Raw genomic sequence first — 25302 nt, 5'->3', positions numbered from 1 at the left:
ATAATTCTATCCAATCCGAACATTTCCGAATATGCCTCAAATGAGACTCGAACCAAGTCAGAATAAAACCTAAAAAAATTGGGATAAATTATCCGATTAATGGGCTAATACCTCTGGCAATTCCTCGATATCCACCTCCCCATTTTCAGAAATGGAAATGAACTTAACGGGAACAACCTCGTTTACCAACAATGGGTCGTATGGCGTACGCACTTTCACATAGTTCTTGGAGAAGCCATGCATATAACCATCTTTGATATCTCCTTCAAACAGCACCTCATCGATAGAACCTAACTGCGATTCGTAGAAGGCCCTACGTTTCTTTTCAGAAAGGATATGCAACATTTTGCTTCTATCGCTTCGTTGGGCACCCGGAACGGCACCTTCCATTTGAGCGGCAATGGTATTTTCACGTTCTGAATAGGTGAATACATGCAGGTAAGAAGTATCCATCTCATTCAAGAAGTTGTATGTATCTATAAAATCTTCACGGGTCTCCCCTGGGAATCCAACGATTACATCCACCCCGATACAGCAGTTAGGCATCAGGGATTTGATCTTAGCAACGCGTTCGCTATACAGTTCACGCTTGTAACGGCGTCTCATTTGCGCTAGGACCTTATTGTTACCAGACTGAAGGGGCATGTGGAAATGTGGCACAAATCTTTTGGACTGTGCTACAAATTCGATGATCTCATTGGTCAATAGATTGGGTTCAATGCTGGAAATACGGATCCTATCGATTCCTTCCACCTCATCCAATGCTTTCACCAGATCCACGAAGCGATCTTGGCGTTTTCCGTCACGGATGCCGTAGTCACCGATATTCACGCCAGTCAGCACGATTTCTTTGACGCCGGAAGCGGCAATCTCTTCAGCCTGACGCACGATATCCTCAATCTTGCCCGAACGGCTGGCACCACGTGCCAAAGGAATCGTACAGAAGGTACAGGAATAATCACAACCATCCTGAACTTTCAAAAAGGTCCTGGTACGGTCGCCGATGGAGAATGCAGAAACAAACTGATTGGTTTCGTCGATTGGTGCATTATGGACCACTGCTTTTTCGTTCTTGGTCAGGTCATCGATATGTTCAATGATGTTGAATTTCTCAGCAGCACCTAATACCATGTCCACCCCCGGGATTTCAGAAATCTCCTTAGGTTTGAGCTGCGCGTAGCAGCCAACAATGGTAATATAGGCATTTGGGGAATGCTTCAGGGCTTCCTTTACGACCTTTCGGCACTTGCGGTCAGCATGATCGGTCACCGAACATGTATTGATCACATAAACATCTGCCGCGCTGTTGAAAGGCGTAGTTTCATAACCCGCATCCTTAAAGATACGACCTATAGAGGAGGTTTCTGAAAAATTCAGCTTACAACCCAACGTATAGAAAGCAACTTTTTTTCCCATAATATTTTGCAAAAATACACAAAATGATGCAAAATGTTAAGTATTGATGAATTGTGATATTTTGATGATTAACCCGGGATTGTAAAAAAACGGAAAACTTCCGCAAAGGCTCCAAAAAGCAAAATGCAATTTCAAAAAAAAGGGTATCTTCGTAGGAGAAAAAAATCAAGGGAAATCAATGAAACAATATTTAGACTTACTTGAACACGTATACACGACTGGTGTTGAAAAAACGGACAGAACTGGAACAGGAACAAAGAGTGTATTTGGGTATCAAATGCGTTTCAATCTAAAAGAAGGATTCCCCCTTGTAACGACCAAAAAGTTACATTTACGCTCCATTATCCATGAGTTGATCTGGTTCCTGAAAGGGGAGACCAACATCCAATATCTCAAGGAAAATGGTGTCAGCATCTGGGACGAATGGGCGGATGAGAACGGCAATTTAGGCCCAGTTTATGGCTCACAATGGCGTTCATGGCCCACTCCTGATGGCCGTCATATCGACCAGATCAGCCAAGTGATCAATCAGTTGAAAAAATCACCGGACTCCCGTAGGATCATTGTTTCGGCATGGAACGTTGCGGAAATCGAAAATATGGCTTTGCCTCCATGTCATGCCTTTTTTCAGTTCTATGTAGCACCTGCGCAACCTGAGAAAGGTATCTTAAAACCGCAGCTATCCTGCCAATTATACCAACGCAGTGCAGATATTTTCCTTGGCGTACCGTTCAACATTGCTTCCTATGCCCTATTGACCATGATGGTGGCGCAGGTATGCGATATGGAAGCGGCAGATTTTGTCCATACCCTAGGTGATGCGCATATCTACAGCAACCATTTTGAGCAGACCGAACTGCAATTGTCGCGCGATCCAAAACCACTTCCGCAAATGAAGATCAACCCGGATGTGAAAGACATCTTTGATTTCAAGTTTGAGGATTTTGAATTGGTCAATTACGAACATCACCCGCATATCAAAGCTCCAGTAGCTGTATAATAAAAACAAAAACATTTAAATGAGTTATCCTAAAGTTACATTTATTGTGGCGGCAGCCGAGAATAATGCAATTGGAAAAGGTAACCAAATGCCTTGGCACTTACCCAATGACTTCAAATACTTCAAGGCCAAGACCATGGATCATTCCATAGTCATGGGCCGGAAGACCTTTGAATCTATTGGCAAGGCCTTGCCTGGCAGAAGGAATATCGTCATCAGCAGACAACCGCAATTTAGGGCCGAGGAAGTTGATGTCGCAAACAGCATCCAAGCGGTAATAAATTATTGCAGGGATGAACAGGAAATATTTATCATCGGTGGAGCAGAGATCTACAAGCAATCCTTGCCTCTTGCAGATGAAGTCCTGTTGACCAGAGTGCACAGCAACATTCCGGATGCGGACGCCTATTTTCCGGAACTGCCAGAAAATGAATGGGAATTGGTCAGTCAAGATGCCCATCAGAAGGATGAAAAGCATAAGTTCGACTATACTTTTGAAGTTTATAAAAGAAAATAAGGGATGCCAAACAAGGTTTCCCTTTTTACGTTAAAGAATTATGAGTAATAGCAGTATACAGTTCCAATTATCTTTTATAGAGCCTCAGGCACATTATGTGGAGGTCCGAATGATCCTTGAAGGATTTGACCAAGATTACCTTGACCTCAAAATGCCGGTTTGGACACCTGGTTCCTACCTGATCCGTGAGTTTGCAAAAAATGTGGAGCAGATGAAGATGGAAGATGCGAATGGTAATCAACTTGAATTTGATAAGATCAACAAGAATACCTGGAGAGTTCATTCCAAGGGTTCGCAGGTAAAAGTATCTTACCGTGTTTATAGCTTTGAACGCTCCGTACGTACCAATTTTGTGGATGACCAACATGCCTTTATCAGCCCAGCAGGGACTTTCCTGTTCGTGGATGGCTACTTGGACCATGCTACAACGGTACAGGTGGATCTGCCAAGTTTCTGGAAAAAGATATCCACGGGTTTGGATTTGGTAGAGGGCAAACTCAATCTCTTCTTTGCAGAGAATTTCGATATCCTTTTTGATTCTCCGCTGGAGATCGGAAACCAGGACAGCTGGACGTTCAATGCTGCCGGGATACCGCATGAATTTGCGATGGTGGGAACGGCCAACTACGACAAAGATCGTTTGTCAGAAGATATCACTAAGATTGTGGAAGTAGAAACGGCGATTTGGGGATCGAATCCGAACGACCGATATGTGTTTATTACCCATAATTATCAAAGTTCACACGGTGGATTGGAACACTTGAATTCAACGGTCTTGGCAGCATCCAGGTCCGCTTATTCCAATAACATCACCTATAATAATTTCTTGAGCTTGGTAGCCCATGAGTATTTCCACTTATGGAATGTCAAGCGCTTGAGACCCGCTAACTTGGGTCCATTCAACTATGATGAGGAAAACTATACCCCATTATTATGGATCTTTGAAGGGTTCACCGCCTATTACGACAACCTGATTACCCGTAGATGCGGATTTAGGAATGAACAGGAGTATCTAAATGAATTGGTTTCGGAATTCAATCTGGTATTGAACCGCCCGGGACACAAGGTTCAATCGGTGGGTCTTTCCAGTTTTGATACTTGGATCAAACAATACCGCCCCGATGAAAACTCCTCCAATGTAAGCATCTCTTATTACAACAAAGGTGCTATGTTGGCCACGATGATTGACATCAGCATCATTGCGAAGACCAATGGCAGCAAACGTTTGGACAATGTCCTGAAAGCGGCCTATGAAAAATATTACCTGATTGAGAACAGGGGAATCAGCGAAAAGGAATTCCAAGATCTGGCAGAAGAGGTTTCTGGAATCTCCCTAAAGGAGATTTTTGATGCGGTCTATAGCACAGAAGAAATTGACTATAATGCTTATTTCAATGCGATAGGTTATCAGTTCGTTGACATCAATAGGGAAACCCAGACTCCTAGCATAGGGATCAAGGTTACGCATCAGGATGGACGTACCATCATCAAGAATGTTGACCGCAATTCGGCTGCTTGGCTGGATGGATTGAATGTAGATGATGAAATCGTGGCAGTCAACGGAAATCGTTTGGATCCAATGGGTAGAGAATTGGATCAGGCTGTGCTCAACAGCAATATTGGTGATGCTTTGCAGATCTTGGTCGCTAGAGATGGTTTGATGCGTGAAATCACGATCCATCTGAAAGCTAGTGAAAAGGTTTCCTACGTTATTGAAAGAAAAGAAGACAGTACAGAAGAACAAAGAAGGTTAGGTAATATCTGGCTTTCTTTATAATCTTGAAAAGATATAAATACCCAGCAATCGAATCCTTTTCATTGCTGGGTATTTTGTTTTCGCTCATATAAAGCAATTAACCACTCATTATCAGTAATTTATTTAAATTTTTTCTTTATTTTTAATGGCACACAATTAACAGAAACGAACCTAATACCAATTTCAGGTTCCGTACCGTTTAACCAATTACAGCCATGCAAATAAAACCCATTCAAAACCACAACCTATATGCCTATCGGCGACTCCGAAGGGCAATTGGTTATCTAGGGATTTTTCTCCCTAGCATTTTAGTCCTGCTCTCCTTAATCAAATTCTTTACGACCAAAATCCAGCCCTCCATCAGCCATTATTACTATACCAACCTTCGGGAAATCTTTACGGGTACGCTATGTGCTGTAGGTTTGTTTTTGATCTGCTATAAAGGGAATGGAAACAGGTCAATTCTCAAGAATGACAACCTCCTCACGAATGTTGCGGGGATCATGGCTTTCGGGGTTGCTTTTATCCCAACAGATCCAATTTCAGACTCCTGCCTGAAATGCACCTTGATCAACTTTAGCTTAACGTGGTTGCACTATGCCTTTGCGGCGGTGTTGTTTTCCATTTTTGCCCTTTTGTCCATCAATGTCTTTACCATCGGGCAACAGAAAAACTCTGATATTCCGGTCAGTGTGTTCAATGAAAACCGCATCTACAGATTCTGTGGCTATGGCATTATACTTTGCGTGGTTATGGTCCCACTAAAGCTATTCCCCTATTCTACCCTCGTTTTTGAAGCCTTAGCCCTTTGGATGTTCGGGATATCCTGGCTGATCAAAGGCAGAGCACTCGGGGACGAAGGCGTAATTGGCGAAAAAGTGTACCGGGAGCATAATGCGGTGGATACGGAGAAGGCAGTTGAGTAGATATGAGATGTGAGTATTGAGATGTGAGATAGAAAATTGGATAGGTATGGGATAGATATGAGTATTGAGATGTGAGATATGAGACAGTATAATTGACAGCCTTTCTATCTCACATCTGATATCTCACATCTCAATACTGTAACAACGAACAAGGCCTTGCTTTTTGAAGCAAGGCCTTGTTCGTTGTTAAAACGTGTATCTTATGGAGAATCCCACTCCATCCCAAATCCTGAATCCGCTTTCTTGAAGGAAATCGAAATAAGGTTTGATGTCTAGTGACAATGCTAATGGAGCTTGTGGAATTTTGTATTCCACCCCTACGATACCATCAACACTCAGGGCCATTTCAGAATGTTTATCAAAACGTTGGCCTTCTTTGTTGGTAAATGCTTTACTGGTATATGAACCTACCGAGCCACCGAATCCCCAGAACCAGGAGAAATCATTGTACAATGGCAAGTGGTTTTCATAGAGACCTACCAAGCGGAACCTGCTGTATTCCGAGTTGCCTTGAATGCTCAGAATTCCTTCCAAAGCCTTGTTAGGATTCATTGTATAACGATATGTTAATCCAGTAGCCGAACCAAATCTGGCACCGATGGCATGTTGAGATTGCAGCTGCGCGTTGGCAAGGTTAGTTGATGCAATAAAAGCGATAAAAACTAATGTTAGTTGTAAGATTTTTTTCATTGAAAACAAATTTCTATTCCTCAAAAGTACTATTAATTTTTTAAACGTTTAAAACCGATTTTCGGTATAAGTAAAGTCAAAAATTATTCTGCAAGCATAGTTTTTCTCTAAAAAATTATATATTAGTCATTACCTAGATATGTATAACCAATTTTGTATTTTTAAGGGGAGATAAACATTATGAGCAATAATAAAAGATTATTTGATTTAATCAGTAACTATCAGAAGGAATTTTCCAAAGAGATCATGGTTGCTGGCCGCTCAAAGACTGGTTGGAAGACCTATTCCACCCAAGAGTTTGTAGAAATCATCGATAATATCAGTAAGGGATTATTGGCAAAAGGGATTCAAAAAGGCGATCGTATTGCCTTGATGTCCGGTAATAGACCGGAATGGAATTTCATTGACTTTGCCTGTAACCAATTGGGTGTGGCGACGGTGCCCTTATACCCTACCCTTTCCAATCAGGACTTGATCTATATCCTGAATGATGCTGGTGCAAAGCTTTTGTTTGTAAGCAATGAAGAGCTTGCGAAGAAAGCTGACCTGGCATTGAAGGAGAACAACCAAGAGTTAGAGGTCTTTACGTTTGATGATATCCAAGACCGCAAGAACTATCTGGAAGTTCTGGGACTTGGTAAACAAAACGACCAGGACCTGCAAGTCCATAGAGACGCCGTGCAACCTGAAGATCTATTGACCTTGATCTATACCTCAGGTACAACAGGTAAACCCAAAGGTGTTTTCCTATCCCATGACAATATCATTTCCAATGTGGAGGCTTGTAACCATCTGGTAACCGATGAATACAAGAAAGCATTGAGCTTCTTGCCTTTATGCCACATCTTTGAACGTATGGTCGTGTACCTGTACCTTTCCAAAGGGGTGCAGATCTATTATGCGGAAAACCTGGATAATATTGTTGTGGACATCAATGATGTAAAACCAGATCTATTTACGACGGTACCACGTGTATTGGAAAAAGTATATGATAAGGTGGTTGAGAAAGGCAAGAACCTAACCGGCATCAAGAAATCATTGTTCTTCTGGGCATTGAACTTAGGTCTACGTTATCAAGAACCTAAAAAGAATTCCGGATTCTACAACTTCCAATTGGGCATTGCCAGGAAATTGATCTTTTCAAAATGGAAGGACGCATTAGGTGGAAACATCAAATTGATTATTTCTGGAGGTGCAGCTCTGCAGGAACGTTTGGCAAGGGTATTCTGGGCGGCAGGTATCAAAGTTTTGGAAGGTTACGGATTGACCGAAACCTCACCGGTAATTGCCGTGAATTCCTGGAAGGAAGAGGATGTGAAGTTTGGAACAGTAGGACGCGTATTGGACAACCTGGATGTTAAGATCGCTCAGGATGGAGAGATCCTGGTAAAAGGACCTAGTGTGACCAGTGGCTACTACCATAACGATGAGGCGACCAAAGAAGCCTTTACCGAAGATGGATATTTGCATACCGGCGATATTGGTGAACTGACTCCAGATGGTTTCTTGAGAATCACGGACCGTAAAAAAGAGATGTTCAAAACCGCGGGAGGTAAATATGTTGCCCCTCAAGTTTTAGAAAATAAATTGATGGAATCTACGCTGATAGCCCAGGTGATGGTCATTGGTGAGAACCAACGTTTCCCTGCGGCATTGATCGTTCCGGCATATGAAGAGCTTGAAAAATATGCCAATCACAAGGGTATCAGCTTCAGTTCTAAAGAGGACTTGATCAAGAATAGCGACATTTTATCTAAATACGAACAGGTTATATCACAATCAATGGCTAACTTTGGGCATTGGGAGCAGGTGAAGAAGTTTAAGTTGTTGCCGAAAGAGTGGACCATCGACGCTGGTGAGTTGACTCCGAAGTTAAGCCTTAAACGTAAAGTTATCCTGCAAAAGAATGAAGAGGTAATAAAATCAATCTATTCTGAACAGGGATAATCTATGCTAAAAACAATTTGGACCAAGATAAAGGAATTCTGGCAACTACTAATGAATGCAGGTAATGCATTTGTGGATGACAACTGCATGAAGCTAGCCGCTTCACTTGCCTATTACACCGTATTCTCGATTGGTCCACTTCTGTTGATCTTAACATGGACACTGGGATTTTTCTATGGGAGTGCCCTAGATGGTAGCGAAGGTGCGCGTGAGCAGGTCATTGATGAGCTGAATCAACTGTTTGGAAAAGAAATAGCCACCTTGCTGGAATCCACCGTACATAATCTATCCCTTTCTAGCCGTTCCAATATTGGAATCATCGTCGGTGCTGGCACCTTGATGTTCACTTCGACCACTATTTTTGTGGATATCCAAAATTCAATCAATTCCATCTGGAAGGTAAAGCCTAAACCTAAGAAAGGTTGGTTGAAATTGATCATCAACAGGTTGATTTCATTCTCCATGATATTAGGTCTGGTTTTCCTGTTATTGGCATCATTGATTATCTCCAGTTTGATTGGCGTGATGACGAGCTATTTCAATCAGTTTATGGAGAATTGGGATATCAGTTTGATCGATTGGGTGAATACGGCCATTACCTTTTTGGTGATCTCGTCTTTATTTGGAATTATCTATGCCTTCCTTCCGGATGCGAAGGTTCGATTTAAGGATATATTAGGTGGAGCCCTGTTTACTGCCCTGCTATTTATGTTCGGTAAGTTCCTGATCTCCTTATACCTTTCACAGAACATCACTGCCAGCTCGTATGGAGCCGCAGGATCCATTATTATCTTATTGGCTTGGGTTTATTACTCTGCTGCCATTCTGTACTTTGGAGCCGAGTTTACGAAAGAATACGCCATCAAATATGGCAAAGGCATACAACCTGCCTCATTTGCTGTGTTGATTAAACAGACTGAATTGGAAATTGACCCTGAAACTGGAATTAGGGAAGTAGTAAAAAAACATAGCGACCCAGTTCAATAGTGGAAGATCAAAAAAGCATCCAATACATGTTATTGGCGGGCTTTTTCTTCGCCCTGATGAATATTAGTGTCAAGTTGGTTTCGCATCTCCCTACCATGGAAGTGGTACTTTTCCGTTCGGTCATCAGTCTGCTGGCCTCCTATGCCATCCTGAAAAAACAAAACATCCCTGTATTTGGAAATAATAAGAAATTGCTGATCGCAAGGGGAATTGCTGGCTGTTTAGGGCTGGTAGGTTCTTTTTACACCTTGCAAAATATCCCATTGGCCTCTGCTGTGACCATCAATTATACAGCGCCCCTATTTACGACCATTCTGGGAATCTTCATGGTCAAACAGTATGTGAGGCCTATTCAATTCCTGTTCTTCGGAATGGCGATCGCGGGCGTATTGATGATGAAGGGTTTTGATTCCAGGATATCCAATTTTGATTTGGCGGTGGGCCTGATGTCAGCATTGTTTGCAGCCATTGCCTATAATATCATTGCAAAGATAAAGACCAGTGAGCATCCCTTGGTTATCATTTTTTACTTTCCATTGATCACGATTCCATTTGTAGGAATCTATAGTATATTCGATTGGAAAACTCCACAGGGCATTGATTGGTTTTATCTCTTATTGGTGGGTATCTTAACCCAACTGGCCCAATATTACATGACGCTTTCTTATCAGACCGCTAATCTTTCCAAGGTATCGAGCTTAACTTATTTAGGGGTTGTTTATGCCTTGGGCATTGGATTCTTCTTCTTTGAAGAAACATACAGTATATATTCCCTATTGGGAATTGGTTTGATTATCCTGGCCATTCTATTCAACATGCGAGTAAAGACTAGCAAATAATTTTTGTATTTAAACAGCAAGGGCAGCAATTTGAATTGCTGCCCTTGCTGTTTATAGGAATTATTATCTATTTCACATTGTAATAGTAGATCTGTCTACCGACATTTCCCTGAAGGTCATTACCTTCCACGACTACCTTGTATTTACCGGTTCCATCAGCATTGAAGAATTCCAGGTTCACTTCACCTTTCGAATCTACACGTACATCTGGGTTCCAATAAACTGTTGTTCTGTAGTCATTGGTATTCTTAGACTCTGCAGTTGTATACTTCGGTTCGTAGAATTTACGTTCCTTCACATATCCTAGTGGATAGAAGTCGATTACGTTTGATTTAGGTAACATAGCTTCAATCTGTGCCATGGTCATGCGAGGTTGTTTTTTCTCTTTCTTGGTAATGATCGAAACTACACCATCATTGTTGTACAGGTTTCTAACGGTACCCAGGTCATCACGCATAAAGATCTCGATAGCCTCGATATCGGCTACCTGAATCGAGTTGATGGAAGGCTCGTCTATTGGCATACCATTCAGGAAGAACTGTACGGGTACACGGCTTCCTTGGTTGAAATTTCTGGTAATATAATATTTCTGGGTATTGACATCATAGGTGATCCCAGTCAACATCGTATTTAAACACATGCTCAAGACATTACAGCCATTGAAACGGCTTCCTTCGATACGGTGTTCAGGCATGGAAAGGCCCGTCAATGCCGAGAAGTCCTTACTGGTCTGCTTCTTCTCTTGGGTTGCTGTTACCACGACTTCCTCGATCAGGTTATGAGTCCTGAATTCCTTTTTGCTATTGTCTAGGTAAGCTTTTAGGTTCTCATCGATATTCTGGATGTTTGCGGCCTTATTGGGATTAGCTTGATCAACCTCTGGGAATAGCGTAGGATCCAAGGTAATCACCAAACTTCTGAAGTTGTCATTACCCCGAGCATTCAAGGTAGCTTTCAGGGAATCCGAAAAGACTAGGTTTTCGAATGTATATCTACCTGAATTATCAGTATATGCATCTTTTTTGATTGCAGCTCCTGGAATATTCAACAATAAACCACCATTAGGTTGGACACGTCCGGTATTTTGGCGAAGTACCCCAGTGATCGTAATTCCTTGTTCAGGCATGAACTTCACTTGTGGCAACCTTCCGCTCACCAGATCTTTATATTCAAACCTTCTAAACCCTTGGGTCAGCATTAAAGCATCCAAGGCTTCCAGTCTGTTCTCGTTTTTAGGGTTGAAGTAATAGTTTGGCTTTTCGATATAACCCTTCAAATCCGAGGCAACCAACATATTGCTGACAATACCTTTATCATTATCATCATTGTAAGGCACCTTGCTTTCATCGATGACAGCTACGGAGAAGTTACCAGGCAGGCTATCCACCTTGGTATCCAGGTTCAGTTTCATTTTCACCAAATCCTTTCTTGCATAGTCCGTCTTATCTGTCGACACTTGGATTCCGATCAGTTCCTGAGGTTGGATAAACACCAAGCGTTCGGATACAGGTTGTCCATCAGGTGTCATCAATGTAATCTGTACTACACCGTTTGGCAATTCCTTTAGAGGAATCCTTACTGATACTGCCGGACTTTTAATGGAAGCTTGCGCAGCATAGATCAAATGTCCATTCAATTGACCGAAAACATAGTAAGGTTTGTTTTGGATGGTACTGAAATATTGGTCATTGGTAACTAGTCCTAGGTTGATAAATTCATTATCCTGAGAAACAGCCACGACGTTGATCTTATCATCTACAACCGCTGGAAGGTCCACAGTTTTCTCGATTCCATTACCTAAGGTCACCACTGCTTTGTAGGTTTCTCCGGAAACAGGAATCATGGTAAATGATCCCATCCCCATGCCTAGGTCTTCAAAAGTGGCAATCTCTTTCTTTTTGCTATCGATGATTTTCCCTTTAACCGGAACGGATGAGCCGCCTGATTCCATGGCCTTAAAGGCAACCTTTTTGGAAACTCCAGAGATAAGGTCCCCTCCTTCTGGGAAAAACTGAATATCTACATCTTGATAGGCATTCGCCAAGGAATATTGTCCTGTTTGTCCTTCATCCAATTGAACAACCAATCGGCCAGACTTGAATTTATCTTTTTCTTTATGGGATAGGTTGATCGTGATCCGACCGAGGTCATCCGTTTCAGCCTTACCTTTATCAAAGGCATCCCAACCATCATTGGCTTCCCAATTCAACTTTTTGCGACCTAAGGCCTGCCCATCTGGACCCCTGAATTGAATGGTAGCTTTGGTTCGGTTTCCTTCTTGTTGATAGGTGATATTGGCACCCATCTTTTTATTGATCGCATCGCCAATTGGAACTACCTTATTGAAAAAGTAGCCCATATCAAAGTTCATCATCCACTTGCTATATGCCCTGAACCTATAATTGTCCTGTGACCAGAATTGAGGATCAAGGACCAAATGTCCCTTTCCTGCACCTTCCTGCATGGGGATCCTTAAGGTCTGCATAAGAGAGTCCCTGCTGTTGATGACATCGACATACACGATCTTGCTCGGGTCGTAATTAAATAGATTGGTATTTAGATAGGTTTTGAACCACAATGTATCTCCCACGGCATAATATGGCTTATCAAAGTGTAAATGCACTTTTTCCACTGGGTAAACCGAGAAATATTTTTGAACATTTTCTACTGCAGTATTGATTGGAATTGCAGGTTTTTCTTGGCCCTTAGCTGTGGTAAATAATGAGGTAAATATTACTACGGCTAAAAGTAAACGATTAGTTAACTTCATCAATATTTAATTTTGAAAAAGCTAAATATATTGAATTTTTAGGGAACGAGGGAAGCCTTAAGGAAATTTAACAGATACCTACAGCAATGGCGCAAGCAATCGGCAAAGGGAATCCACTCCTCTCTTCCAAGCTTTTCTTTTTTTCCAATCCTTGATGGTAATCAGCACACAATTTTCACGGTCAATATCATACTGCTTTTCCATTTCTCTGCAGAAATCTCGATTGGAGATAACAGCAGCAACTTCATAATTGATATAAAAACTTCGGAAATCAAGGTTGACAGTTCCTACATAGGCAATTTTGCCATCTATAATCGAAGTTTTCGCGTGTAAAAAACCTTTTTCATATTGGTAGACCTTTACTCCTCTTTCCAAGAGTGGTTTGAGGTAGGAAAAGGTTGCATGTTGAACAAACCAGGAATCACCTTCAGCAGGGATCATCAATTCGACTTCTACACCGGCAGCGGCTGCCGTTTTAAGTGCGGTAGATAATTCTTCTGAAGGAATAAAGTAGGGGGTACATAATTTAATGCTTTCACTTGCCTCTCCGATACTGATGAGCAATGCTTCCATATTGAATGGACCGATAGATCCGGGATCGCTGGAAGACAATGCCACTGCGCTCAACTGATCGGTCACAACAGGGGTTTCACGAAGATATCCATCATCCAATTTAAAGGGTTTGCCGTCGGTCTGGTTCCATTGGTTCCAGAAGCTGATCTGGAACATAGCCCCCACATTCCCAACGATCTTGACCGAGGTATCTCGCCAATACAATCCAAATTCATTCGGGTTGGCATAGCGATCTGAAATATTGATACCGCCAGTATAGCATACAAAGCCATCGATCACTGCAATTTTCCGGTGATTACGGAAGTTGGAATTTGCCAAGGAGGTAAAGGTCACAGGTAGGAAAGCCTGGAATTCTATTTTGCTATCTTTCTTTTTCCTCATGTACCGAACGACCTTTGGCGAGCCAAAGCTGTCCACGATCAGACGGACAATTATCCCTTCATTGGCTTTCTTTTCCAGTAAGTCCAAGACCTGGGTGCCGATATTGTCCAAATCAAAGATATAGAACTCCATATGGATAGAATGCTTGGCTGCTGCCAGAGATTCCAAAAGCGCAGGGAACATCTGTTCGCCATTGACCAAGAGCGTTACTTCATTATTTAAGGTCGGTGTAGAGAGCTTCTCATTCTTGAGATAGGAATACACTCGGGAGAGGTCGCCGATCTTGCTCTGTATATTCCGTATGGACCATTGCATCAATGGCTCCAAGCGCTGGAATTCCTTTTTCAACCGTAGGGTCTGTTCCTGATTGATCCGTTTCATTTTCTTGACCTTTGAAAACTTCTGTCCAAAAAGGTAATAAAGGATTAGGCCCACGAAAGGGATAAATACAATGACAAGTACCCAAGAAATGGTTTTGGTAGGATTTCGGTTTTCAATAAGGATGGTTATGATTACTCCAACATACATTATCGTTAATGGGATCCAGCCCCATATTTCCAGAAAATGTAAAACAGTCTTTAAGTGCTCCTGCATAGATAGAAATTATCTCTAATAACCAAATTAGCCCATATTTGTTTTGAGACAAAAAAGAAGGCTTCCATACAAGATAGGAAAGAAAATCAATTATGCACAATTCATTGCACCATCCATATGCAATAAGGGGCTTAAATATGGGATATCCAGGTTAGCTCCCCTCAAGATGAACCAAGCACCCATAATCAGGAACAAGATGGGCAATACCGTAGAAAAACTGGTCTTGAAGATACGTTTCGGGAAGTTGCCGGCAAAAGAAAATACCAGCAATAAAGGTAGGGTCCCTAGTCCGAACAGCAGCATAAACAGAAAGCTATTGGTCAAGGAATCTGCATTTACGGCAGATGCCAAGGCCATATAGACCATTCCACAAGGCAGGATGCCATTCAGTACACCAGCTATAAAACTTCCCCCAGGCCTATACAGCCATTTGCTCATAAACTTTGCAAAGGGTTGGATGGCTTTGGTCTGAATGGATGCCAATCTGGAAGAACTCTTGCCAAACATATAGAAAAGGCCAATGGCAAATAGGATAATGCCGGTAACCAGGCTAAATCCCTGCTGCCAACCTTGGATAGTGGCTGCATTTCCAAGTACACCTAGCAGCAGGCCTAATAGACCATAAGTCAGGATACGGCCAGATTGATAGAGCAATTTATTAAAAGTCGTTTTCCAGGAGATCTTCTGCCCTGCCTGAACGGCAAGCAGCAGCGGACCGCACATAACCGCACAGTGGATACTGCCCAAAAGGCCCATAAAAAACGCCAGATAATGATAAGTCATTTTATTGAATAAACACGGCGTGATCGGAAATGTAAGATTTATCCGAATGCACCCAGTCAATTTCTAATTTCCAATTCCCTTTCTTGAAACTACCAACAGGCAGCATAAACTGCTTGTTAGCTGTATTGAAAGGTAATATTTGATCGAGGTTTTTGTCATCCAAGCGGGTAAACTTCAGGTTTCCTTTATTTCCAGCTGATGAAAACTCAATCAGTAAGCTGTCTTTGAGCAGTTGAAGTCTTGGTTTAGCATGATCTGCGAGCAGGTTTTCTTTCTTATGGAAAGTTTCATCATAGTTCAGCCCTTTTTCATAGTAGTCTGACTCGACCAAGGTATCTGAATCATGACTGACCATATAGATCCCCGCACCAACAATAAATAGCATAAATGCCCCTAAACCAAATACTATCTTATATCCCCAGTTCATTTTATTTTTTTGCTGGAGGCGCAATAAATGTCGTCTCCATGGTTTCTAAAACTTTATCGCCAACCTTGATATCCACCTTCACGTCAGTTTTATATTGTTTGATGGACTGCTGGTCTGCTATCAAAAATAAGCTTAATTTCGCACTTCCTTCACGGTTCAAATGGGAAATTGGATTCACCACCTGAATCTTGACCCCTTCCGTGGCACTAACCAAGTCGAAGTCTAGGTCCTTACTCGTTTTATTGATCACTTCCAAGGTGTACAAGTTGGTCACCGTTCCATCGTCACGTTTTTGGTAAGTACTGCCTTTTGCACGCAATAGACGACCATCCACATCAGAACGACTGAAGATCATAAATCCAAAGATCCCCATCAATACCACCAGAATACCGGTATATATGACCGCCCTGGTATTCTTCCTCTTACCTGCATCCTCCGTTTCCGTGCCTTCTGCCTCTGCCAAAGTATAGAAACCGATCAGACGTCTTGGTTTATCAATCTTGTCCATAACGGCATCACAAGCATCGATACAGGCTGTACAGGAAACACATTCCAATTGAGGCCCCTTACGGATATCAATCCCAGTAGGACATACATTCACACAGAGGTTACAGTCGATACAATCCCCTTTTTCTTCAGAAGAATCTTTTCTGATTTTCCCTCTTGGTTCTCCCCTTTTCACATTATATGCAACTGTAACGGAGTTGTCGTCCAAAAGCACCCCTTGCAATCTACCATAGGGACAGATACGGGTACAAACGATCTCTCTGACAAAGGCGAACACGAAATAGAACACCAAGGTGAAAACGATAATTGAAAGGAAACCTACAATATGGTTTTCAACGGGATCTGTGACAATCTTATAAAGTGCATCCACCCCAATAATATAGGAAAGGAACAGATTGGAAATGATAAAGGATATTAACAGAAAAACAGTGTGCTTCAGAAACTTCTTCCAAGCCTTGACATCGGTATCAGGACCTTCATTCAATTTTTTCTGTTGGGTCCAGTCACCTTCGATCAGGTATTCGATCCTTCGGAATATGAGCTCCATAAATATGGTCTGCGGACAGGTCCAACCACACCATACACGGCCATACACGGCAGTAAACAGAACGATACAGACCAGTACGATCAGCATCCCAAACAGGAAGATATGAAAGTCTTGTGGGTAAAAGATGTTACCAAAGATGGAGAACTTCCTTTCAATGATGTTGAACATCAAGAAAGGGTTTCCGTTTATTTTTAGGATGGGACCTAAAAAGAAGAACAGTAGTAATCCGTAGCCAACAACCTGTCGATAGTTAAAGAATTGCCCGCTAGGTTTCTTAGCGTATATCCATTTTCTTTTCGATTTATCTATTTGGTTTTGTTGATTGGATTCATTTACTACTGTTCCCATGATTTTTTAATATTTATTATTTTGTTGCTGTACTATCTGCTGGAGCTTCGCCTTCAGCAGCTGGAGCAGCACCTCCTTCAATTTCGTATGCAGTGACTTCGACGCCCTCTGCACCTTTTGGATTTGCAGGTTTGGTATCTCTCAAGGTGAGGATAAAGTTACTTACCTCTGCAATCTGCGCTGGTGTCAAGGTTTGTTCCCAAGGCACCATCCCTTTTTCCGGAACACCATATTTTACGGTTTTAAAGATGTCCTTGATCTCGCCACCGTGCAACCAGAACCTATCGGTCAAGTTAGGACCAATGGTACCTTCTCCATTTGCACCGTGACAGGCTGCACAGTTCGTGGTGAACAATGCCTTACCATTTGCTGCCAGCGTTCCAGTTTCATCCACTTCGATGGTGTTTTCATCAAAGGAATTTGCAGACTGAGCCAAGAACTCTTGTTTTTCAATCTCTGCCTTTGCCATCTCGCGCTCGTATTCTTGGTCTTGGTTCAATCCCCAACCGAATACTTGGTAAATCAAAAGGTAAACCACCGCGAAGACAACAGAAGAATAGAACAAGGCATTGAACCATACCGGAATAGGGTTGTTCAATTCCTCAATTCCATCGTATTCATGGTTTTTGATCACCATGTCTTTTTCTTCCTCCAGAGGTTTCAAGCCCATGATATAGTTCCATGTGCTCTTCCAGTAGTTCTTTCTGGACAGTTTCTTTTCCGCTTTTTGGCGTTCTTCTTCTTTGACAACCTCGGGCATGGTCACTTTCAACATAGACCTCAAGGCCTTGTTGATGGTGATGGCAGCGGCCAATACGGCGATCAATACGAAGAATACGGCTAGATAGAAAATATCGTTATATAAGTTGCCTGTACCAATCGCAATCAGCGTTCCTGATACACTGCTCAGTATTAATATTAGATTCATATACGTTCAGATTCAGGTAAGTTATCATTCTGTTTATCGGATTCATCAAATGGTAATCCTTTCATGTAATCCACAAAGCTTTTCTTCATGGTAAACAGCATAATGGCTACCAGGATAAAAAAAGTCAAGAAGATTAACAGCGAGATGATCAAGTAAATCTCATCTCCATGTAAGTTTGTGATTTGTCTCCACATAGCTCTTTCTTTTTTTGTGTTACATTAATTGTTTTCTGCTACTTTATTCGCGTCATCTGCTTTCTTAGGCTCAGCCTTGATGTCTGTACCCAAGCGTTGTAGATAGGCGATCATCGCAACGATCTCTTTATTAGGTTCAACCTGGACATCGTTTGCAGCTAAATCTTTTACGATGTCTTGTGCTTGCTTTTCTGCATGTTCAACTGCATTGTTGATTTCATCATCCGAATAAGGCACCCCTAGTTTCTTCATCACCTTCATCTTACCGGTTAGGTATTTGTAGTTGATATCTTGTTCGATCAACCATGGGTATGGAGGCATGATACTCCCTGGCGAGGTGATGGTAGGATCCAACATATGGTCAAAGTGCCATTTGTGCGGATATTTACCACCGATACGGTGAAGATCTGGTCCGGTACGTTTCGAACCCCATAGGAATGGATGGTCATAAACGAACTCACCTGCCTTACTGTACTCACCATAACGTGCAGTTTCCGAACGGAATGGACGAATGGTCTGCGAGTGACAGTTCACACATCCCTCACGGATATAGAGGTCACGTCCGGTCAATTCCAAAGCGGTATATGGTTTCACCGAAGCAATTTTAGGAACGTTGTTGGCCACTGTAAAGGTTGGGATCATCTCCACGATACCCCCGATAAGGATAGCGATCAATGACAACACCATAAACAAGATAGGCTTACGCTCTAAACGACGGTGAGCAGATTTTTCTGTTTTTTGGATCGGTTCTAATGCCGGTGCTTCTGCTGGCTCATTGGCAACCAAAGAACCCGTTTTGATGGTCTTAACCAAGTTGTAGGTCATCATGATTACCCCTGTAAGGTAAAGGATACCACCTACAGCACGCATCATGTGCATTGGAAGGATTTCCAAGGTAGTAGCCAAGAAGTTAGGGTATTTCAATACACCTTCTGGCGTAAAGTCTTTCCACATCAAACCTTGTACTACTGCTGCCCAATATAAAGGAATAGCATAGAACAAAATACCTAATGTACCGATCCAGAAGTGTGCATTCGCCAATTTCTTAGAGTACAATTGAGTTTTATAGATCCTAGGGATCAACCAATATAAGATAGCGAAGGTCATGAAACCGTTCCATCCTAGGGCACCGATATGCACGTGTGCAACGATCCAGTCCGTAAAGTGGGCAATAGCGTTAACTTGTTTCAAGGATAACATAGGTCCTTCAAAGGTTGCCATACCATAACAGGTCAATGCTACAACCATGAATTTCAAGATAGGCTCAGTCCTAACTTTATCCCATGCACCACGTAAGGTCAATAGACCGTTGATCATACCTCCCCAACTTGGAGCGATCAACATAATGGAGAATACAACACCTAAGGACTGTACCCAGCTTGGTAAAGAGGTATACAATAAGTGGTGAGGTCCGGCCCAGATATAGATAAAGATCAAGGACCAGAAGTGTAGAATACTTAATTTATAGGAATATACAGGGCGGTTAGCCATCTTAGGCAAGAAGTAGTACATCAGACCTAAGAACGGAGTCGTAAGGAAGAATGCAACCGCATTATGCCCGTACCACCATTGTACCAATGCATCTTGAACACCTGAATAAACGTAATAACTTTTCCACATACCCACTGGCATCTGAATGGAGTTCACAATGTGAAGAACGGCAACCGTAACGAAAGTCGCAATGTAGAACCAAACGGCCACATACATATGTCTTTCTCTACGTCTGATGATCGTTCCGAACATGTTGATACCAAACACTACCCAGATAATGGTAATGGCAAGGTCAATTGGCCATTCCATTTCAGCATATTCATGCGAACTGGTCAAGCCTAACGGAAGGGTAATTGCTGAGGCTACAATGATCAATTGCCAACCCCAAAAGTGGATCTTACTAAGTAAATCGCTAAACATCCTGGCCTTTAAAACCCGCTGCATGGAATAATAAGCCCCCATAAAAATGGCATTTCCTACAAAGGCAAAGATTACTGCGTTGGTGTGTAAAGGTCGAATACGTCCGAATGTGGAATATTGGAGTCCAAAGTTTACCTCTGGCCATACCAACTGCAAGGCTGCGATTAGCCCGACAGTCATTCCGACGATCCCCCAGATTACAGTTGCGATTCCAAAATCTCTGACAATCTTGTTGTCATAATTAAATTGCTCTACCTGCATTATTCTTATATATTAAGTTAACGATTCAAAATTACCAGTCTGCCCATGACATTCTAATGATAATGAGAAGCAAGAAAATGTGATTTCAATCACTTTTTTATTTAGGAAAGTGGCAATCGCAAAAACGGATAACCAAAAAGAAGGTGTAACAGGTACTTTAGGTCTTCATAATCTTATTGAGGACCAGGTTCAATTCCTGATCTTTTCGAAAAATTGGGATACGGCAAATAGCTTCTCTTTAGTTTTCCTCCAATCCACTCAATACGCTTTTCATTAGGTCAACAAAAAATCCCCGTAAGGGATTTCATTATTTTAAATTTAGGTAAATTCTACTAAACATAGGATGATTAGCTACATTAATTTTCAAGTATTTGTTTAGTTATTATATACCTATTAGATAAGGCACAAAAAAAGGAAACCTCTGGGTTTCCTGATTTGGTATTGTTCATAAAATTAGGCTTTCGCGCTTTATGTCGTTTCCAAGATTGCTTTCATGGAAATGATCTTATAGACGTAGGCTGCAGTTTCCGAATTCAATTTCAAGTCATAATAGCTGTCTTTCTTCTGTCTTCTAAGGGAAGCTCTCAAACTTCCGCCACCAACGTTATAAGCTGCTGCCGCTAATGTCCAATCACCGAACTCTTTGTGCAATGATTTTAGATATTTTGCTGCCGCATGTGTAGACTTAATCAAGTCTAAGCGCTCATCCACACTACCATTCACTTTCAATCCATATAAACGGGCAGTTGCCGGCATAAATTGCCAATAGCCACCAGCTCCTTTATGAGAAGTTGTTTTCGGGTTCAGGCTACTTTCAACTACAGCAATGTACTTGAAGTCTTCAGGAACACCATAACTTTTCAGGATTTTTGCAATGCGGGGGAGTAATTGATCCGCTTTTTTGTGAATGTGATGTGAGGGCTTTTTTAGATAAGCAAACCTGCTCAGGTACTTGTCTAGTTTTTTCTGTACAGTAACTTCTTCCAATGGAATATCAGTTTCTGCAAAAGAGAGCTGACTATAAGGGTCGTTTTCTGCCTCTTTTTTAGCCAATGTTTCTGAAATATTGGCTTTCATCGAGTGGTCCAACGCCTTTCTAAAAGGATCGGCCATCTCTGGTTGGGGTTTGGAGTACAAGTTTGACATTAACATTAACATCAAAAGCGCACTACTACATAATACTCTTTTTTTAACCATTCATTCCCTTACTGCCACCCTATCCACGGAACTTGTTGAGACCGATCAAAAAGTAGCTTGGTGAAAAATCAAGCTCCAAAAGTACAGCTTATTACTTTAACGCACAAACAATAGTATTAATAAAGAAAGTTAATTAAAGTTAAAGCTAAGTAAAACCTACGTTAAAACCACTTTAAACTACTTTTTCAAAAAATCCTCAAATTGTAACATTTTTAGGCAATTTTTTATTTTTTCTAAACCTTTATAAACATATATTTACCGAAATAGAGGTTATGAACCGACAAATCAAACAATCCTAACTAGCAAGAAGCTGCAATTTCCCGTGGTTTTTCCTTACAATCCCTAAATCGCTATAAATTAGATTATTAGGCCCCTATTGAGCTTAAAGGGAGTTTTAAGCAATGTTATTGTATAAGCAATCTAATATTTAACAAAGTATTGTGTTTAAATGCTGAATGAGTGAAAAAATTGCCTATCTTTGTGGCTCATTTTTTCGAATTATGCCATTCAATAGCAAAAGGAACAGTCGAGACGACAACTCCAGAAAATCAAGAAGCAGTTCAGACGGCTTCAGAAACAACAAAAAGGACGATAAATCATCCTTCGACTCATCGAGAAGTTACAAATCCGACAAATTTAATCGCGACTCAAATTCTGACAAAAGCAGATTTGACAAAGACTCCAAGTTTGGAAGAGATTCCAAATTCAACAAGGATTCTAAATTTGCCAGAGACTCCAAATTCAATAAAGATGGAAGACCTGACAGAGACTCCAAGTTCGGAAGAGACAATAAATTCAACAAAGATTCTAGACCTGACAGAGATTCCAAGTTCGGAAGAGACGCCAAATTTGATAGAAGCTCCAAATTCGGAGCTGATGCTAGACCTGACAGAGATGCTAGACCTGATAGAGATTCCAAATTCAATAGAGAGGAAAGACCGGAAAGAAAATCAAGGTACGGCGATGAAGCTACACCTAAAAGAGGTTCAAAATTCGGTAAGGACTCAAAATTCAATAGAGATGGTAAGTTTGAAAAACCTTTCAGCTCAGACCGTCCATATAAAAAGTTTGATGGAAAAGGAAAAGACTTTGGAAACAAACGTTTTTCCCGTGACAATGATGAAAGATCAGATCGCGACTTCCGCAAAGACAACTTCAGAAAACCTAAGCAAGAGAAAAACTTCAACGCTGAGGATGATGGTTTGATCCGTTTGAACCGTTATATCTCTAACTCAGGTATCTGTTCCCGTAGAAAGGCTGATGAGCTGATCGAAGCTGGAGTTATTTCAGTAAACGGTGTTGTGGTTACTGAATTAGGGACCAAGGTTGATCCTGCCAAAGATGAAATCAGATATAACGATGAACGTCTGAAACGTGAGAAAATGGTGTATGTCCTTTTGAACAAACCAAAAGATTATATCACCACCACAGATGATCCTCAAGAACGCAAAACCGTTATGCAACTGGTTTCTAAGGCGACTAAAGAGCGTATCTATCCAGTAGGACGTTTGGACAGAAACACTACCGGTCTTCTTCTGTTGACCAACGATGGCAACCTGGCTGAGAAATTATCCCATCCAAGGAATAACATCAGCAAAATCTACAATGTGGAGTTGAGCAGGAGCCTTAGCCAAGGAGATTTCAACAAAATCGAATTCGGTATTGAACTAGAGGATGGCTTTATCAAACCAGACGACCTTAGCTTCGTTGTAGGCGGTTCAAAAAAGGAAGTTGGCATTCAGATCCATAGCGGTAAAAATAGGGTCGTAAGACGTATATTTGAGTCCCTAGGCTACGAAGTTGAAAAACTTGACCGTGTGGTTTATGCAAACCTGACCAAAAAAGATCTTCCCCGCGGACGTTGGAGATACCTTGAAGAGAAGGAAATCATCCAATTAAAGCATTTAATGAAATAGCATACAAGGCGCAATTGGATTGCGCCTTTTTTATTTGAGCCCACTTTCGTATTTTTAACAAAATTAGATTTGATATGACAGACCCTAAATGTTTAACGTCGGTGGCTGAATTCCATAAAACATTTCAGCACCCGATTTTAGATCAACCTACAATTCCTTCAGAAACTCGTTGCAAACTGAGAGTATCCTTAATCGCTGAGGAATTGAAAGAACTTGAAGAGGCTATTCAGGACAAAGATTTAGTAGAGATCGCCGATGCCCTTTGTGATATTCAATATGTACTTTCTGGAGCTATCTTGGAATTTGGATTAAAGGATAAATTCAATGACCTCTTCAATGAAGTTCAACGCTCAAACATGAGCAAAGCCTGCAAAACGGAACAGGAAGCCATAGAAACCCAAGAACATTACCTAGCCAAAGGCGTCGAATCTTATTACAAGGAAATCGATGGCAAATACTTGGTATTCAGAAAAGGCGATGACAAGACCTTAAAATCAATTTATTATTCTCCAGCTGATCTTAAGACCATCGTTGAGAAATAATAAAACATAAGCATAAAAGAAAAGGATGCCCAATGGCATCCTTTTTCATTATATCGTCAGGTCAGCTTCTCTATAAGCCGAACCTTGCTTCACTCCTCTTTCTTCCAATCCCTTATCAATCTTGGTCTGTATACCCGATTTAGGAAATCCCCAATTAGGTGCAATCAGCAATTCCTTATCCGCAATACCGAATATCCGTTGAATAATGATATCAGGTCGCAATAATGGAATAAACTTGGCCAAAAAATCGGTATACTCTTCTATGCTGAACAGATGGAATGGTTCACGTTTATATTTTACACCCATGATGGATCCTTCTACGATATGTAGATGGTGTAATTTCACAAATTTGATCTTGGGATGCTTATTGATTTCATCGGCATACTTCAGCATCATTTCCTCCGTCTCCCAAGGAAAGCCGAATATCGTATGAACACAGAGCTCCAAGGAGGTATTTTCCAACATCTTCATCGTTGAAATAAACTCATCGTGCGAACATCCCCTGTTGATGCGTTCCAAGGTTTCATTATAGATCGATTCCATGCCCATTTCCAGGTCCACATCGTAGCGATCGGTATAGCTTTCCAATAACGCTATCTTCTCAAAATCCAAGCAATCCGGACGCGTACCGACCGAAAGACCTAAAGTATGTTCCGGACAGATACTCAAGGCCTCATCATACATCATCTTCAGGAGATGCGTCGGTGCATAGGTATTGGTATTTGGCTGGAAATAGATAATGAACTTCTCAGCACCATAGCTATTTCTCGCGCGTTCGATACCATTTTCTACCTGCTCCCTGATCGATGGGATCTTACGGGCCGTATCAGGCGTAAAAGAATCTACATTGCAATAGGTACATCCACCATAACCCTTGCTACCATCACGGTTCGGACAGGTAAAATTACCATCTACGATAACCTTAAACACACGTTGTCCGTCGTATTTCTCTTTCAGATAAGCCCCATAGTGGTTATAAGGCTTAATACCATTATCTAATTGTGTACCCATTGAAATGCAAAGATAAGGAATTTTGAAAGAAATAAATGAATTGAGTTTAAGGGAGTTGTGGGCAAGATAGTTTGAACCGGGATGGGTGGTTTTGAACCAGGATGGAAAGGATGAGAGGATGGACCAAGATTTGGGAATGAACCAGGATTAAATGGATGGGAGGATAATCCAGGATCATGATGGATAAGATGTTGACGGAACGGCCCCGGTACCTTATTGGCATATGGCATGCGCCCGCAGGCATGCCTTTCCCGGCTGAACCCTTATATAGATATGAAATGCCCCTAAAAACAGAAAGCCCGCTGTCTGTTGACAGCGGGCTTCTTTATAAAAT

The 25302-nt window shown here is 41.5% G+C and carries 21 protein-coding genes; 9 read left to right on the top strand and 12 right to left on the bottom strand.

The genetic code is table 11. From position 1 onward, the window contains the following. Positions 1-96: 96 nt before the first annotated feature. Positions 97-1416, bottom strand: a complete 1320-nt coding sequence (gene mtaB / locus RT138_RS15145; protein WP_313191350.1) for a tRNA (N(6)-L-threonylcarbamoyladenosine(37)-C(2))-methylthiotransferase MtaB — start codon at positions 1414-1416, stop codon at positions 97-99. A gap of 178 nt (positions 1417-1594) precedes the next feature. Between mtaB and RT138_RS15140 the strand changes: the two genes are divergently transcribed. The 4 genes from RT138_RS15140 to RT138_RS15125 all read left to right on the top strand — a co-directional run bounded on the left by RT138_RS15140 (position 1595) and on the right by RT138_RS15125 (position 5615). Next, the gene (locus tag RT138_RS15140) at positions 1595-2416 is read left to right on the top strand and encodes a thymidylate synthase (RefSeq protein ID WP_185218630.1); all 822 of its coding nucleotides are present in this window, start codon (positions 1595-1597) and stop codon (positions 2414-2416) included. 19 nt (positions 2417-2435) lie between these two features. Beyond that, positions 2436-2933: a dihydrofolate reductase gene (locus RT138_RS15135; RefSeq protein ID WP_313191349.1), complete on the top strand. Its 498-nt coding sequence runs from the start codon at positions 2436-2438 to the stop codon at positions 2931-2933. 40 nt (positions 2934-2973) lie between these two features. After that, on the top strand, positions 2974-4710 hold the full coding sequence (locus tag RT138_RS15130; protein ID WP_313191348.1) for a PDZ domain-containing protein: 1737 nt from the start codon (positions 2974-2976) through the stop codon (positions 4708-4710). Positions 4711-4904: 194 nt separating this feature from the next. Continuing rightward, on the top strand, positions 4905-5615 hold the full coding sequence (locus RT138_RS15125) for a hypothetical protein (protein ID WP_313191347.1): 711 nt from the start codon (positions 4905-4907) through the stop codon (positions 5613-5615). Between the two features lie 186 nt (positions 5616-5801). Here the strand turns inward: RT138_RS15125 and RT138_RS15120 are convergent, their stop codons facing one another. Next, complete coding sequence (locus RT138_RS15120) at positions 5802-6305, bottom strand: hypothetical protein (protein ID WP_185213497.1); 504 nt, start codon at positions 6303-6305, stop codon at positions 5802-5804. A 180-nt stretch (positions 6306-6485) separates the two neighbouring features. On the opposite strand from RT138_RS15120, the gene RT138_RS15115 reads away from it, so the two are divergent. Genes RT138_RS15115 through RT138_RS15105 form a run of 3 tightly spaced genes read left to right on the top strand, consistent with a single transcriptional unit; the run spans position 6486 to position 10078 of the window. After that, the gene (locus RT138_RS15115; RefSeq protein WP_313191346.1) at positions 6486-8252 is read left to right on the top strand and encodes a long-chain fatty acid--CoA ligase; all 1767 of its coding nucleotides are present in this window, start codon (positions 6486-6488) and stop codon (positions 8250-8252) included. 3 nt (positions 8253-8255) lie between these two features. After that, positions 8256-9239, top strand: a complete 984-nt coding sequence (locus tag RT138_RS15110) for a YihY/virulence factor BrkB family protein (protein ID WP_313191345.1) — start codon at positions 8256-8258, stop codon at positions 9237-9239. Further along, on the top strand, positions 9239-10078 hold the full coding sequence (locus RT138_RS15105) for a DMT family transporter (RefSeq protein WP_313191344.1): 840 nt from the start codon (positions 9239-9241) through the stop codon (positions 10076-10078). The genes RT138_RS15110 and RT138_RS15105 overlap by 1 nt, the downstream gene beginning before the upstream one ends. Positions 10079-10145: 67 nt before the next feature. On the opposite strand, the gene RT138_RS15100 is transcribed toward RT138_RS15105, so the two are convergent. The 9 genes from RT138_RS15100 to RT138_RS15060 all read right to left on the bottom strand — a co-directional run bounded on the left by RT138_RS15100 (position 10146) and on the right by RT138_RS15060 (position 21448). Further along, positions 10146-12848 carry a carboxypeptidase regulatory-like domain-containing protein gene (locus RT138_RS15100; RefSeq protein WP_313191343.1) on the bottom strand — a complete coding sequence of 901 codons (2703 nt, stop codon included), beginning with the start codon at positions 12846-12848 and terminating at the stop codon, positions 10146-10148. 78 nt (positions 12849-12926) lie between these two features. Then, a complete protein-coding gene (cls, locus tag RT138_RS15095) occupies positions 12927-14396 on the bottom strand; it encodes a cardiolipin synthase (RefSeq protein ID WP_313191342.1) in 1470 nt (489 codons plus the stop codon). A 90-nt stretch (positions 14397-14486) separates the two neighbouring features. Continuing rightward, positions 14487-15179 (bottom strand): sulfite exporter TauE/SafE family protein, encoded by a 693-nt coding sequence (locus RT138_RS15090; protein ID WP_313191341.1) that lies wholly within the window; start codon positions 15177-15179, stop codon positions 14487-14489. Between the two features lies 1 nt (position 15180). Beyond that, the gene (locus tag RT138_RS15085) at positions 15181-15606 is read right to left on the bottom strand and encodes a FixH family protein (RefSeq protein ID WP_313191340.1); all 426 of its coding nucleotides are present in this window, start codon (positions 15604-15606) and stop codon (positions 15181-15183) included. A 1-nt stretch (position 15607) separates the two neighbouring features. Next, complete coding sequence (gene ccoG, locus RT138_RS15080) at positions 15608-17008, bottom strand: cytochrome c oxidase accessory protein CcoG (protein ID WP_185213491.1); 1401 nt, start codon at positions 17006-17008, stop codon at positions 15608-15610. Between the two features lie 16 nt (positions 17009-17024). Next, the gene (locus RT138_RS15075) at positions 17025-17936 is read right to left on the bottom strand and encodes a cbb3-type cytochrome c oxidase N-terminal domain-containing protein (protein WP_313191339.1); all 912 of its coding nucleotides are present in this window, start codon (positions 17934-17936) and stop codon (positions 17025-17027) included. Next, a complete protein-coding gene (locus tag RT138_RS15070; RefSeq protein WP_093094859.1) occupies positions 17933-18130 on the bottom strand; it encodes a hypothetical protein in 198 nt (65 codons plus the stop codon). Before RT138_RS15070 ends, RT138_RS15075 begins: the two co-directional genes overlap by 4 nt. Before the next feature lie 24 nt (positions 18131-18154). After that, positions 18155-20302 carry a cytochrome-c oxidase, cbb3-type subunit I gene (ccoN, locus tag RT138_RS15065; protein WP_313191338.1) on the bottom strand — a complete coding sequence of 716 codons (2148 nt, stop codon included), beginning with the start codon at positions 20300-20302 and terminating at the stop codon, positions 18155-18157. Positions 20303-20770: 468 nt separating this feature from the next. After that, positions 20771-21448: a lytic transglycosylase domain-containing protein gene (locus RT138_RS15060; RefSeq protein WP_313191337.1), complete on the bottom strand. Its 678-nt coding sequence runs from the start codon at positions 21446-21448 to the stop codon at positions 20771-20773. 506 nt (positions 21449-21954) lie between these two features. Here RT138_RS15060 and RT138_RS15055 point away from each other — a divergent pair. Next, positions 21955-23415 carry a pseudouridine synthase gene (locus tag RT138_RS15055; protein ID WP_409529459.1) on the top strand — a complete coding sequence of 487 codons (1461 nt, stop codon included), beginning with the start codon at positions 21955-21957 and terminating at the stop codon, positions 23413-23415. A 74-nt stretch (positions 23416-23489) separates the two neighbouring features. Continuing rightward, the gene (locus RT138_RS15050; protein ID WP_254528156.1) at positions 23490-23957 is read left to right on the top strand and encodes a nucleoside triphosphate pyrophosphohydrolase family protein; all 468 of its coding nucleotides are present in this window, start codon (positions 23490-23492) and stop codon (positions 23955-23957) included. Between the two features lie 48 nt (positions 23958-24005). Here the strand turns inward: RT138_RS15050 and RT138_RS15045 are convergent, their stop codons facing one another. Then, a complete protein-coding gene (locus RT138_RS15045; RefSeq protein ID WP_313191336.1) occupies positions 24006-24968 on the bottom strand; it encodes a TIGR01212 family radical SAM protein in 963 nt (320 codons plus the stop codon). Positions 24969-25302 lie beyond the last annotated feature (334 nt).

This window comes from Sphingobacterium sp., from assembly GCF_032065005.1.
GTDB lineage: Bacteria > Bacteroidota > Bacteroidia > Sphingobacteriales > Sphingobacteriaceae > Sphingobacterium.
The sequence above is the reverse complement of the archived record's forward strand: the minus strand, read 5'-3'. Positions and strand labels throughout refer to the sequence as shown.